Origin of the sequence: Synechococcus sp. Cruz-7E5 (assembly GCF_024345995.1) — a bacterium.
Lineage (GTDB): Bacteria > Cyanobacteriota > Cyanobacteriia > PCC-6307 > Cyanobiaceae > Regnicoccus_A.
In genome coordinates this window covers 203,304-216,973 of the sequence record NZ_JAGQCE010000002.1, presented here as the reverse complement: position 1 = coordinate 216,973, position 13,670 = coordinate 203,304, and the positions used below count along the sequence as shown (strand labels likewise).

10 protein-coding genes are annotated in these 13,670 nt (G+C 61.2%); 3 read left to right on the top strand and 7 right to left on the bottom strand.

Features of this window, described 5'->3' with window-relative positions; all coding sequences use genetic code 11:
• Positions 1-87: 87 nt before the first annotated feature.
• The 6 genes from KBY77_RS03830 to nrdJ all read right to left on the bottom strand — a co-directional run bounded on the left by KBY77_RS03830 (position 88) and on the right by nrdJ (position 9,359).
• Positions 88-1,284, bottom strand: a complete 1,197-nt coding sequence (locus tag KBY77_RS03830; protein WP_255102458.1) for a restriction endonuclease subunit S — start codon at positions 1,282-1,284, stop codon at positions 88-90.
• The gene (locus KBY77_RS03825; protein WP_255102258.1) at positions 1,281-3,071 is read right to left on the bottom strand and encodes an N-6 DNA methylase; all 1,791 of its coding nucleotides are present in this window, start codon (positions 3,069-3,071) and stop codon (positions 1,281-1,283) included. Before KBY77_RS03825 ends, KBY77_RS03830 begins: the two co-directional genes overlap by 4 nt.
• A gap of 761 nt (positions 3,072-3,832) precedes the next feature.
• A complete protein-coding gene (locus tag KBY77_RS03820) occupies positions 3,833-5,590 on the bottom strand; it encodes an ATP-dependent endonuclease (protein WP_255102257.1) in 1,758 nt (585 codons plus the stop codon).
• A gap of 142 nt (positions 5,591-5,732) precedes the next feature.
• Positions 5,733-6,563 (bottom strand): DUF4393 domain-containing protein, encoded by an 831-nt coding sequence (locus KBY77_RS03815; RefSeq protein ID WP_255102256.1) that lies wholly within the window; start codon positions 6,561-6,563, stop codon positions 5,733-5,735.
• A gap of 211 nt (positions 6,564-6,774) precedes the next feature.
• The gene (locus KBY77_RS03810; RefSeq protein WP_255102255.1) at positions 6,775-7,044 is read right to left on the bottom strand and encodes a hypothetical protein; all 270 of its coding nucleotides are present in this window, start codon (positions 7,042-7,044) and stop codon (positions 6,775-6,777) included.
• Entirely contained in the window at positions 7,041-9,359 is a 2,319-nt protein-coding gene (gene nrdJ, locus KBY77_RS03805; protein WP_255102457.1) for a ribonucleoside-triphosphate reductase, adenosylcobalamin-dependent, read from the bottom strand. Before nrdJ ends, KBY77_RS03810 begins: the two co-directional genes overlap by 4 nt.
• Before the next feature lie 653 nt (positions 9,360-10,012).
• Here nrdJ and KBY77_RS03800 point away from each other — a divergent pair.
• The 3 genes from KBY77_RS03800 (at position 10,013) to KBY77_RS03790 (ending at position 12,758) form a co-directional block, all read left to right on the top strand.
• Positions 10,013-11,677: a peptide chain release factor 3 gene (locus KBY77_RS03800; protein WP_255102254.1), complete on the top strand. Its 1,665-nt coding sequence runs from the start codon at positions 10,013-10,015 to the stop codon at positions 11,675-11,677.
• 60 nt (positions 11,678-11,737) lie between these two features.
• Entirely contained in the window at positions 11,738-11,962 is a 225-nt protein-coding gene (locus KBY77_RS03795) for a hypothetical protein (protein WP_094556608.1), read from the top strand.
• 106 nt (positions 11,963-12,068) lie between these two features.
• The gene (locus tag KBY77_RS03790) at positions 12,069-12,758 is read left to right on the top strand and encodes a CPP1-like family protein (RefSeq protein WP_255102253.1); all 690 of its coding nucleotides are present in this window, start codon (positions 12,069-12,071) and stop codon (positions 12,756-12,758) included.
• On the opposite strand, the gene hslO is transcribed toward KBY77_RS03790, so the two are convergent.
• Entirely contained in the window at positions 12,755-13,669 is a 915-nt protein-coding gene (gene hslO / locus KBY77_RS03785) for an Hsp33 family molecular chaperone HslO (protein WP_255102252.1), read from the bottom strand. The two genes, KBY77_RS03790 and hslO, sit on opposite strands and share 4 nt — an antisense overlap.
• Position 13,670 lies beyond the last annotated feature (1 nt).

Below are 13,670 nucleotides of genomic sequence, written 5' to 3'. Positions count from 1 at the left end.
AGCAGGTCGCCTACGCAGCCGTCATGGCAGCGTCTGAACTGGTTGGAGGGCTGAAGGCGCGATGAACTGGAGGCCAAAGCCTGGGGCTCAGAGTTCGCCGTTGAACGCCTGGTGCAGGAGGGTCTTCTTGAGTTCCTCCAGGGCGGCGAGTTTGAGTTCGTAGATGCTGGCGAGGCGCTGGGTTTCTTGACGGAGGTCGGCGAGCTCCTTAACAATCAACTTCTGGTCGGCAAGTGGTGGAAGGGGCGCAACGAAATCGCCAAGGCTTCGGGCGGACAAATTAGGCTGAGCAGTACCATTCTTAAATTCATTGATCATACTTGCACAAAGTGAGCTTCTGAAGTATGCGATGAGATACTCATTCAAGGCTGTTTCATCAGGGCGCACGATAACCAAAGATGAGGCGATTGCGCCTTCGGTCAAATCACCGACGCATGCAAACTTTCCGAGCGAACCGCGCAGGCAGAAGAGGATGTCTCCTGCACGTATCTTGCCATTGCTCAGCAGGTCGAAACGCTCTCTCGGAATGTAGTCCATATTTGCGAGATCAAGTCCATCGTCTGTCAGATGGCCTGCATTAATGAAGGGAATCCCCGTTGCACTTCTGGCCTTCTTTGATGGATAGTTCGAGCCTCTATCTCCATTCTCAAAAGCACAGAAGTTTCTAAGTTGTTTCTCCTCCCACCCCTCCCCGCGCCGGCTGAATACGGATTGAAGATGGCTCTCAAAGAGCGCGCGGGCGTTCTGAAGGTTCCGCTCGGCGTTGGCTTTGGCGGTGGCGAGGCCCGCAAACGCTTCGTCGAGCAGGGCGACGATTCGCTGCTGTTCGGGAAGTGGGGGGTATGGAATCTCAACGGACATTGCCAATCCGATGTTGAGATTCCTAACGGTGCTGCCCGCCGCAAGTCGATCAAACTGGCTAAACACCAGATCAGAACTAAGAACGTAATAAAGGTATTCTGGATCGACTTTTGGTTGGCGCAACACAAGCCATCCATCATGAATGCAACCCGTGGTTTTCATGATGTATGGCCGGCCGAAACTCATCGAGTTCGATAGGATGAAATCGCCTTCGTAAACAACTCGCGAACGCCTAGCGCCCTCAGGCTTTATCTTCTCTTCTGTTTTGTAGATGTATTTGCCGCTCGCTGTCGCGTCTCCAATCTTGATCCAGTTGATGCCATTCGAGTCAGCAGATAGGTAATTCTGAATTGGGCGAGGTGAACCTCCCCGTTCGATTTCGCAGATTTCACCCAGCTGCCTTGTCTGCCATCCTTCCTTCATACCCACGCCCTGATCCTCCCCAGCACCTCCGCACTTTCCGCATCCAGCGACACGATCTCTGCCATGATCTCCTGCGGGCTCCGCAGCGCCACCGCCTCTCCCCCATGGGGGTTCTTCACCGAAAGATCCCAGCTCTCTGGATCAATGGAGTCCATCGCCACGCTCCAACTCTTGGGCGAGTCGGCAAACGACTTCTGCAGCTCCACGAACTCCGCCAGGTCGCGGTCGTTAAGGGGGTTCGTTTTGCCAAGGTTGCGGCCGGGATCGAGCTGGTAGAACCACACCTTGTGGCTGGGCGCACCCTTCTCGAAGAACAGCACCACCGTTTTCACACCCGCGCCCTGGAAGGTGCCGCCGGGGCAGTCGAGCACCGTGTGCAGGTTGCAATCGGACAGCAGCTTCTGGCGCAGGGCCACCGAGGCGTTGTCGGTGTTGGAGAGAAACGTGTTTTTGATCACCACGCCGGCGCGGCCGCCCGCGCGCAACAGGCGGATGAAGTGCTGCAAAAATAAAAAAGCGGTTTCGCCGGTGCGGATCTCGAAGTTCTGCTGCACCTCCTTGCGTTCACTGCCGCCAAACGGCGGATTGGCGAGGATCACATCGAAGCGGTCGCGCTCCTGCACATCGCTGAGGTTTTCGGTGAGGGTGTTGGTGTGCAGCACCTTGGGCGCCTCGATGCCATGGAGGATCATGTTCATGATCGCGATCACATAGGCGAGGCTCTTCTTCTCCTTGCCGGTGAAGGTGCGCGACTGCAGCGTCTCCAGATCCTCCGTGCTCAGTTCGCGCCCCTCGGCACCGCCCTTGCGCATGAACTCAAACGCTTCGCACAGGAAGCCGGCGGAACCCACCGCCGGGTCGTAGACCGACTCGCCGATCTGCGGGTTCACCACCTGCACGATGGCGCGAATCAGCGGCCGGGGCGTGTAGTACTCACCGCCGTTGCGGCCGGCGTTGCCCATGCGCTTGATCTTTTCCTCATAGAGCATCGAGAGCTCGTGCTTCTCGGCCTGGGAGCGGAAGCGCAGACCATCGATCACATCGATGATTTCGCGCAGGTTGTAGCCGCTGCTGATCTTGTTGCGCAGTTCACCGAAGATCTCGCCGATCTTGTACTCAATCGTGTTCGGCCCGCTGGCGCGCTGCTTGAAGCGCTCCAGGTAAGGGAACAGGCGCTGGTTCACGAAGTCGCGCAGGTCGTCGCCGGTGAGGGCGGCGTGGTGATCCAGCTGGCCGCTGGCGGTCTTCGGTGCCGCCCAGCTGTTCCAGCGGTAGGGCTCTTCCAGGATGGGAGCGTAGCTGCGGCCCTCCAGGGCAGCCACGGCGGCCTTGTCGTCTTCGAGCCCGTCGAGGTACTTGAGGAACAGCAGCCAGGAGGTCTGCTCGGTGTAGTCGAGCTCGGTGCCGCAGCCGGCCTCCTTGCGCAGGCAGTCGTCGATGGCGCGGAACGCCTGCTCGAAGGAGCTGGGGGCCGAGGCGGCGCGGGAACCGTTGGGAGCGCGGGTGCGGGGGGCGCGGCTGGCGGCTTGGCCGTTGCCTGAGGCTTCCACTGCCGACCCATCCGCCAGGGCCACCGAGCCACCGCGACCCCGGCCAGGCACGATCAGCCGTCGGCTCAACAGATCAGCCTTCACCGCTTCGTAGCTGGCTTCGTCCCACTCCAGGGTTTCGCGGAGGCGGCCGTTGCCAGCGGATCCGCCCAGGGCTTCGAGGGCGCCGAGGAACTCGTCGGCGAGGTCGTCGTTGCGTCCGGCGTCGCTCAGTGGGTTCTCAGCGGCGTAGGTCAACGGGGAGAGGAGTTCTGTTCTCTCAGGATGCCAGCAGGCTTACGAGCTGGGCAAGGCTGATCGACGATGAACTCCGCCCAGAGGTTGCGGCAAGGAGATGCACGCAGGCTTGAGCTTCTCGGAGTAGATCAGCAGTCTGGGTTTCGGGGAATTGAAATGTGTTTATCCCCGCCTAGACACTGGCATGGAACGAGCCATAGCATTCCAGGCGGTTCATCGAGAATCAGTTTGATTGTTCTGTTCACCAATTGACGTCTCGGATATCCGGGTCGGACCCAAGAATCTTCTCAAGTGCTTCCGCCACGCGCCGGACCTGGGATGTCGTGTCAATCTTTTTGAACCATTTCCTGATTGTCGATTTGCAAGGATTAGTAAAACACAGGAACTCGTCAGCGTCTCCGCTCTGGTGGCCACAGCAAAGAGCAAGACGGAATCCGTCGTTCTTGATGGGGATGTACAGTCCCCAGTCTTATGGGATCATCTCATGAGTTTCGATTCCATGGTCCTTGAGCTTTGCCAGGAGATATTCGGCAAGTCGTTGGTCCCAGAGACCCGGATTGATCTTCTCTTCCTCGCCTTCGTAGGGCGCAAACTTTGCCGAGCGGAAACCAGCATGAGTTTTCATCGTCCTCCTGCCGAACGATTGAGCTGAGGCGCGAGCGCCGGTGTGGCGCTCGGCCCGCTGGACGGATGAAGGACCACTCCGAGAGGTGGGCCAATTGCCATGCTGATGCGAGTCGACTCCTACGAAGGGTTAGAATTCACATAATTGCCCACGCGAGCATTTGTTGGATAGATGCAGGGTGTGGACATGCCGCATGCAGTCCTCTTGTATTTAGATCGACGTTGAAACGCGCCCACTCACGCTCTGACTTTTCGGCAAGGCCCAAGTGCGCCTCAATGTCGCCGAGCTGCCAAAGCCAGATGTTCTGCGCGAGAAGTTTCGAGTGAAGAGAAACTATGTGCGGCTGAGCGCCGATATGTTGTGCTAAAAGAACGAATGCCTGCGCCGAGGTAACGACTCCGCCCTGAGGCAGGCCGTTAGGGCCAACCGAGACCCTACCGGCGGCGGCTAGTGACGCCAACTCCAGCTTCAATGCAGATATGTCGGGATCGGTAGCTACCAGGTATCCATCGCGGACTGCTCCACTGAACGCGTAGTCCAAGTCGACAATTGCTTTGCAAGGTACGTCCATTGCGGCGAGGATTTCAGTCGACTTCCTAGTGTCGTTGACGCCGCTCTGAGCAACAAGCGCGCAGCGCTCTTGGCCGAGGCTGCGGCCGGCTATGGCCTCATAGATGGCAGGAAGCAGGCGCAATTCGGTCTTTCCTTCAGTTAGCAACACTCGGTCGGCAAAGAGAACTTGGCTTGAGTTCCCAAGAGTGAAGAGTTGCTCCATCTGATGAACCGAGTTCGGCACTGCTCTCTGGATGGCGTCACGCAACCTACTCCTGGCATACGTACCCCGCGCAGCATCTTTCCTCATGAGCAGGGCGAACTGCGCATCGGACGCAGGCACGAGCTGAGCCGAGTGCGTCGAAAAGATAACTTGGTATCCTGTCCTTCCAAGAGACTTGAGTGCGGCACGAATTTGCTCTACAGCGAACGGGTGGAGGTAGAGCTCTGGTTCATCGATAAGTAGAAGCGTCGTGCCAAGCCCAGGTCCAGCGCCACGGCGGACCTCTGCCAAGTGCCGGACCAATGCCATCTGCACTGAACGCTGGGTTCCGTGACCATACGAGCCAAAGTCACGGGGAGAGTTTGTGCCCTCTTGAAGTCGCAGTGTGCCGCCCTTGACGAGGTCTTCAAGCTCGGGGACCGGAAAGTGCAGCTTCGCGCCAATACCAGGAAAGAGGTCGTTGACCTTGACTGTGATCTGATTCTCGATCGTGACTAGCTCGGCAAAGCGCATGTCGCCATCTGCGCTGACACGACGGGAGATCTCCTGAAGGAAGCCGGACAGCTCTACGGCGTGGGCCGCTCTGACCGGTGCAATGAACTCAGCGAGCAACTTGCCGATAGTGGTCGTTGTCTTCGACTTTGCCGCGTCTTCTGCAGCGTTCTCCATCGCGCCAATACGGATTGGCTCTGGAAGTAGGGCGCCCAGCGCGTTGTCGATTCCTGTTGGATTGGCGTTCCAAGACAATGTTGTCGGATCCCATACCGATAGGGTGATCTCGCCGGCTTTGCTAGCAGTAGGTGGCTGTGTGCGCTTCACCTTCAGCGTCTCTCCTGCTATGTAAGGTGTGATCTGCCGCTGCTGAGGGGGAGGCATTTCCGCCACATGCGCCGCCGTAACGCCAGTGATTGTTCCAACGACCTCGATGGGCAGTGCGGCACTATGAAAATCTGCTTTCGCAAGCAACGATCGCCGAAGCAGCCACTGAATAGCGGTGATTGAGTTGCTCTTGCCCGAGTTGTTATAGCCGATGATCGGCGTGTAAGTGCTTAGCGGAAGGGCGCAACTAGAGACCGATCTGAAGTTCGAGATCTCGACCGAATCAAGCAAGATTGCCATTGGCGTGCCTCTCTGACGGGCGGTTTTTTTGTGAAGCCTAACGCTCTCTCAGCAGCGGGCGAAAGTGTTTTGGAGGATCTCCTCCTAGGTTCCGGAAAGTGGCATTTCCCGCCTGCTGGAGTGGACTGGTTGGCCTTGCTTCTTATGAATCAGAAAGGCCAACTGCCTTAGCGAATCGTTCTCCCCAATCAGTGCGATACATCACGCCTAATCCCAACTCAACAACCTTTCCACTCTGTGTGTTGCCCTCCCTCAACCGTATGACGTCTGGGTGGTCATCAGCCCAGTCATACAACGTGTCACCGACGAGCATTATTGCATAGTCAACCACGATCAACCCCAGCCGCTGCCAGTTCTCGACGATTGCCGCTAAGCCAGGAATTGCCACTAGAGCATCATCATCAGAATCAGCTGTTCTAAGAATATGATTCTGAAGTACACTAAATCCATCTTTACCTTCGGTTTTAAGAATTGCCCGAACAATACCGATTGAGCCAGCTTTTCCAGCAAGCACCGACTTAAGAAGCGCTGCATCTTCAGCACTTAACTGCCTTATGACTTCTACAAAAGCTGGGTGTGCGTTTGAAGCAACTTGCTTGTCCATGGAAGTAGCAAGGAGATTCAGATACATCTCCTTAAGATCTGCTTCTTCAAAGCAAAATGCGAGGCCTTGAAGCGCTGGTCCAGCAATTGACGCCTTGGGCTCGACAAGCTGATCAACAGGTATATTTGCTGCCTTTGCAGAAAGCTCATCTCCAAATCTTTCTGAAAAGTATATTCGTGCCTTTTCGATTGCGAAGTTTACAGCCGCGAGTGGCAGAAGTGCATTGTTGATCGTTTGTGAAATTGTTACTGCCGCTTCGCCTAGATGCGCAGCCGCTTCACGTGCCTTTGGGTCCTCGCCGGCAAGCCTGATCAGCTCCCCAGCCAGTACAAGCCCGTCTTTTGCATCCTGGAGGGGATTCGCTGACATCTTCACTCTGTTGCGATGAGCATTGCTCAATATAGGCCTACCTTGATATTGGATGGTTTCCGTGAACCATCCCTGACGGGCTTTCCTTCCCGTGAACCAGTCGATGGCGGTTTGGATGATGAGATAAGAATCCCTCTGGGGCGAAGGTTTTAGTTACCGACTATTCAACCGTAGCCGTGGTCTGCAAACCCACCTCCCAGCAGATATTCACTCAATACAAAGAGGAGCAGGTGCTGGTGGGCGTGAGCTTCATCAGCGACCACAGCGCGCCGTATTGAGCCTGGCTGAGCGACAACTCGTTCTGCATGCGCTTGCCCATCGGTGTGCCCGGGGCTGCAGTAGCCCCCAGCTCGGTGTTGATCACCGCCAGCCCCTGGCACATCTTCTCGATGTCAGGGTTGAGATCACTGCTGGCCCGGGCAGGCAGGCTCAGGCACAGCAGACTGATCACCACGCCCGCAGGCCAGCTGCGGCAGCTCATGAGGCGGGTTTGGCCAGGGGCATCAGGCACTTGTCGGAATCACAGCCGGCGGGTCCAGCTTCCACCAGTTCGCCCTGGTCGTAACGCTGCAGCGCTTCAAAGAAATCTGCGGTGCGGCAGCGGGCGGCCACTTCCTGCTGCAGGCGCGTGTAAGTGGCCTGGTCGATCGGCTCGAACGGCAGCCGCGGGAAGGTGGCATTGGCATCGAAGCGGGCCAGCAGCGCCGCCGAGATGTAACCCTCCCCTCCATCGATCGCCTGGTGGATCGCCTCGGCCAGTGGCTCGATCTCGTTCTCGCGGAACTCCACCGTGGCGGAGGTGTTATGGGCCGTGTAGTGCTTCTGCACCTGCATGTAGAAGTCGAACTGGGCCAGGGCCGAGAAGTTGTTGATCTCCACCGCATCGGCGCCCGGGATGTTCGCCCAGCTCACCTCAGTGGGAATCTCCACCAGCCATTCGCCGCAGCGGGGATCAAAGGGATCATCCAGCAATCGCCCCTGCTCGTCCTTGTCGGATTGGCTGGGAACGATCGTGTAGCCGTAGTCCATACAGGCCAGCGCCACCGGATCGTTCTTGCGGAAGGTGATGCGGCGGATGAAGCGCTGCGCCTTGGGCGGATGCCAGCCGGGGCTGGCGCCCGTGAGCAGGCTCTTGGTGCCGGCCGGTTGCACGGTGGTGCAGCGGTTGGGGCGACGCAGACCGTGGCGGTCGCAGTAGTCCCACACCGCTTCATTCACGATCTGCTTCCAGCGGCCCAGATACTCCGCTTCCTGGGCCTTGAACTTCAGCCCCTGCTCCGTTTCAGGGCGGCCCTGCTCCCACCAGTTCAACCAAGGGGTGCCGAAGGCATGCACGAAGAAGTCGAACAGGCCGGTGAAGCTCACCCCCACAATCGGATCCCAGGCGCGGCTCTGGCGGTAGCGCTCCACTTCGAAGTCGTGGTTGAGCAGGCAGGCCACCGCCAGGCCGCCAGCCTTGAACGCATCGGCCTGGGCCTGGTGGTCAGCCGGATCGATCCGGTTCAGATGAACTTCCGCCAGGTTGCAGTGGAAATCAGCACCCAATATTTCACCGCATGGATTCAGCCCATAGCGCCCTAGACGGTGCTCCAGCTCGGCGGCACTGATCTCTGGATGATTCAGCTGCAACCAGCGGCCGGCTTCCTCGCGGCCCTGGTCCACATAGATGTCGATGAACTCGCTGCGCAGCTCCGGGGTGGTCAGCAGGTCGGCATTGGAGCGGGCAATCGCTTCGGGCGCGAACTGGATTGCCCCTTCGCCGCTCTGGAACTGCTTGACCACCGCCTCCAGCACCACTTCTTTTGAAGGGCGGCTGTGGAACACCCGGGTGTGGTTGGCCATCCGCAGCGCATCGCGCTCGGGGTCAATGCTCCAGTTGCCCTCGGCGTCCTGTTGCCAGAGGTTCTCCTTGGCGCCGGCAGCAGAGGAATCCTCCGCGGAGAACTGGCGCATGCCGGCGCTGCGGCGGATATTGCCGGCCACGATCGTGACCGCCGCCTCATCGATCAGCAGGCAGCACTCCACCGAGCTGAGCCGGCGGCCGATCGCCTTGTTGAGGATCTGGGCCACGCGGCCGTACAGGTCGCCCAGCTTCACGGGGTTGGCCATGCCGCCGAAGCCCTTGAGCGTTTCGCCCACCGGCCGCACATCGGAAAGGTCCACGCTCACCGTGATCGGCGTCTCGGCGTCGAAGCGCTCATCACTGCTGAGCTCCAGCAGCAGCTGGTAGCTGTCGACCCAGCCGCGGCGGGTGTCGCCCACCTTGATCGACACCCGGTTGCCATCGATGCTGTGGCTGGTGGCCTCCTGGCGCGCTCCGGCGGGGGTGAGGCCGATCGGGCTGACGCTCTCGATCACCAGCCGGTTGCGCACCAGCGGCAGCCGCTCGATCAGGTGCGGCTCGATGATGGCGCCGGTTCCGCAGCCCATCATCGCCAGGTCCATCATCAGACCGAAGGCTTCCCAGTCGATCAGGTTGGTGGAGGTGCAGTTGTAGGCGCCGGAGAAGTTATGGCGCTGCTCGATCCAGGGGGTGCCACCAATCCACAGCCAGCGCCCCGACGGCAGCGCCTGCTGGTGCTTCTGCATGCGCCGGATCAGCTCCACTTCCTCGGCATTGAGCTGGCCCAGCTGGCGCAGACCCTCCAGGTTGCGCTCGGCCACCTGGAGCCAGCTCTCGCGGCCGCCTGGGGTGCGGCGGGAATAGGTGCGGTAAAAAACGGGGTTAGCCGCCGGGGCCGTGGGCGGGAAATCAGGCTCCAGCAGGCCGTTGGCGCCGATCTGGCCGCCCTGCAGCCGGCCCGAGCCGGTGCCACTGGCATGCGTTGCCACGAGATTTACAAAATCAACTTGTTCGACCTTTGGAAGCGGCTTGGCTGAGAGGGTCACAACAAAGAATCTCGGAGCTTGAGCGGCAACTTACGCCAGGGCTAGCGGCCAGACCAGGGGCTAACCCCACAGATTGTGTGAATTGTAGCCAGCCTTACCGTTCCATTCGAGAAGCTGGTGGGCCTCCATCGAACTGGCCATTCGCGCAACAAGCCCCTATCGCCAAGGGGAATCCACACCTCTTTCAACCTGGGCAGGCAGGATGCTCATCACTTGAGGGGTCTAAGCGAAACCGTTCAAGAATCATAATGAGATTACGCTCTTCAGTCGTGAACAGCTGAGCTTGGTCTTTGTGTCGATTTTCAAAATGGCTGCTTTCCTTCCCATCGATTGGAAGATTTTGGGATGATAATTTGGATTGGTCTGGGCTGAGGAAGAAGCTTTGATCCACTTGGTTTGACCTCCAAGAAACAGTTTCAAGCTCAAGGCGTTGCAGCGCCTTGAGCTTTTTCGCGTGGGTTCCCCCAAACGCATCATCAAGGCTACCGCCACCAATGGGGTCTGCAAGCTCTGGCGGCCACCAGTGGCAGCGCCCTGGCGTGGCCTGTCAGGCTGGCTCCATGACCAGCAGCACCAGCACCAGGGCACCACAGAGCGGGGCCGTGGACCCCGAGCAGCAGGCCCTGGCTGATGCCGTGGCCCGGCGCCGCAATTTCGCGATCATTTCCCACCCCGACGCGGGCAAGACCACCCTCACCGAGAAGCTGTTGCTCTACGGCGGTGCCATTCAGCAGGCCGGGGCGGTGAAGGCCAAGGGCGAACAGCGCAAGGTGACCTCCGACTGGATGGAGCTGGAGAAGCAGCGCGGCATCTCGATCACCTCCACCGTGCTCCAGTTCGACTACGACGGCAGCACGATCAACCTGCTCGATACCCCCGGCCACCAGGACTTCTCGGAAGACACCTACCGCACCCTGGCCGCCGCCGATAACGCGGTGATGCTGGAAGACGCCGCCAAGGGCCTCGAGCCCCAGACCCGCAAGCTGTTCGAGGTCTGCCGCATGCGGCGGATTCCGATCTTCACCTTCATCAACAAGATGGATCGGCCCGGGCGTGACCCGCTGGAGCTGATCGATGAGATCGAGAGCGAGCTGGGCCTCACCTGCTGGCCGGTGAACTGGCCGATCGGCAGCGGCGACCGCTTCCGCGGTGTGATCGATCGCCGCAGCCGCGACGTGATCCTGTTCACCCGGGCCGAGAGGGGTCGACAGGCCGCCGAGCGGCGCCTGGCTGCCGGCAGCCCCGAACTGGCCGACCTGGTGGAGCCGGAACTCCTGGCTCAGGCCCTTGAGGAACTGGAGCTGCTGGATGGCGCCGGTGCCGACCTCGACCTGGAGCTGGTGCATGCAGGTGAGCTCAGCCCGGTGTTCTTCGGTTCGGCGATGACCAACTTCGGTGTGCATCCCTTCCTCGATGCCTTCCTTGAGCTGGCCCAGCGGCCGGTGGCCCGCACCAGCCACGACGGCCCCGTCGATCCGCTGCGGCCCGAGTTCAGCGGCTTCGTGTTCAAGCTGCAGGCCAACATGGACCCCCGCCACCGCGACCGCATCGCCTTCGTGCGGGTCTGCTCAGGCCGCTTCGACAAGGACATGAGTGTGCGCCATGCCCGCAGCGGCCGCACCATCCGCCTCTCACGCCCCCAGAAGCTGTTCGGCCAGGACCGCGAGGTGGTCGAAACCGCCTACCCCGGTGATGTGATCGGCCTGAACAACCCCGGCATGTTCGCCATCGGCGACACCCTCTACGTGGGCCAGAAGGTGGAATACGAGGGCATTCCCTGCTTCAGCCCGGAAATCTTCGCCTGGTTGCGCAACCCCAACCCTTCGGCCTTCAAGAGCTTCCGCAAGGGGGTCAATGAGCTGCGCGAGGAGGGGGCGGTGCAGATCCTCTACGACACCGACGCCAGCAAGCGCGATCCGATCCTGGCGGCCGTCGGTCAGCTGCAGATGGAGGTGGTGCAGTACCGGCTGGAGAACGAATACGGGGTGGAGACACGCCTGGAACCGCTTGGCTTCAGCGTGGCGCGCTGGGTGGCGGGCGGCTGGCCGGCGCTGGAGAAGGTGGGCCGCATCTTCAACTGCAAGACCGTGCGCGATGCCTGGGACCGGCCGGTGCTGCTGTTCAAGAACGAGTGGAACCTCAACCAGCTCAAGGAGGATCACCCCGAACTCGAACTCAGCGCCGTGGCGCCGGTGGTGAGCGGCGTGGAGCCGATCGCGATCTGAGCCACAGCCCGCCGCTGGCCTCGCCAGAATCAATTGCAACGAAAGGTCAAGGTGACGGCCATGCCTCAGCCGATCTGGCTGGTTCGCCCCCGCCGGGATGGAGGGTCTGATTACGTCCGCTTCCTGCCCAGCCATGAAGCCGTGGAGATCCGCGAAGGCAGCCACCTGCCCCCCCAGATGCCTCTGCTCAAGCGCCGTCACTGGCTGGCGATCGAGGAAGCGGAAGCCCGGCGCCTTGAGCTGCAGCAGGACGCGGGCTACCACTGCAGCGAACCCCTGTTCTGAGCCGCCGCCACCGGGCCGTCAGGTCTCATTAAGCCCCTGATGCACAGCGCCTCGCCCCGCGCCTCGATACGCTCGGGCCACGACCCAGCCCCACGCAGCGGAGGCCATGACCATCGGTTCTGAACCTGCCCCCAGCGGCAGTCCCTACGAAAGGCTCGGTGTCACCCCCGACGCCAGCTTCGATGAGGTGCAGGCGGCTCGCCAGCATCAGCTCGATGCGGTCGCTGACGACCCCCAGGCCCGCGCCCAGGTGGAAGCCGCCTACGACGCGGTGCTGATGGAGCGGCTGCGGGAGCGGCAGCAGGGCAAGGTGAGCAGCGCTGCGGCCACCGCCTCCAAGCGGGAGGAGATCAAACCACCGGCGGCGAGGGTCCCCTCCCGGCCTTCCCTGCCCCAGTTGCCCTCACTGCCCCAGTTCAGCGGCGGCAACAAGCTGCAGGCACCCAGCTTCTCCATGCCCAGCTTCTCCCTGGCCGAAGGCCGTGAGCGCTGGTTTCCCCTGGTGGCGGATGGCTTGCTCCTGCTGCTGCTGCTGGTCACGCCGCCTGGCTCAGCCGAAGTGCTGCTGGCCCTGGCCACCGGCGTCACGGTGGTCAATCTCAGGCGCCGCAACGGTCGCTTCCTTGCCGCTGTTGGCTGGAGTTTCGCCTTGCTGAGCGTTGGCCTGCTCCTGGGCGGTCTGCTCACCCTGGGGCTTGATCCGGCCCTGCCGCTCGGGCTGCCCCTGTCATTGCAGCAGGTGCAGAGCCTGCCGGCCCTGATCCTGCTGCTGCTCGGTGCACTGCTGATCGCCTAAGCCAGCGAGAACTCGGCGATCAGCTCCCGCAGCTCTCCTTCCTCCACTCCATACACCTCATTGCAGAAGTGGCAGGTGAGTTCAGCGCGGCCGTCCTCGCGCAGGATCGAGGCGAGCTCCTGCTCACCCAGCATTCGCAGCGCATTGACGCTGCGGCGGCGGGTGCAGGGGCAATGGAAGGTCACATCCTGACGGGCCTCGGCGTCCTCCAGCAGCTGGGGATCGAGGTCGGGGAAGATGTCTTCCAGCAGCAGTTTGAGGTCGTCCTTGCAGGCGGCCAGGCGAGCGCTGAAGCCGCTGATCTCCCGGCAACGATCCTCCAGCAGCGCCACCAGCGCAGGCTCTCTCGCCGCCTTGGGCAGCACCTGCACCAGCACGCCGCCGGCGCAACGCACCCCGCTGCTGTCGATCTGCTCGCCCACGAACACCGCCGAGGGGGTCTGCTCGGAATGGAGCAGGTAGGAGGCCACGTCGTCGCCGATGCCGCCGCTCACCAGTTCCACCGTGCTGCTGAACGGCTCCCCCTTGCCCTGGTCGCGCACCACGTGCAGGTAGCCGGTGCCGGTGGCCTGGCGGAAGTCGAACTGATGCTGGCCGTCGTCCTCCTCGATCAGGTCGAGTTCCAGGCCGGGATTGCCCACGTAGCCGCGCACGCTGCCGTCGCGGCCCGCATCAACCATCAGCCCGCGCAGGGGTCCGTCCGACTGGATGCGCAGGTTCACCCGCCCGTGGGCCACCTTCATCGAGCTGGCCAGCAGCAAGCCGGCCGTCATCGCCCGCCCGAGCAGGGCTGTGGTCAGGTACGAGAGCCCATGACGCCGCCGGGCATAGCGGCTGGTGACCGTGGTGAGCGCCGCCACCAGGCGGATTCCCCCATCGGCCGCCGTGGCCCGCACCAACTGATCGGGCATC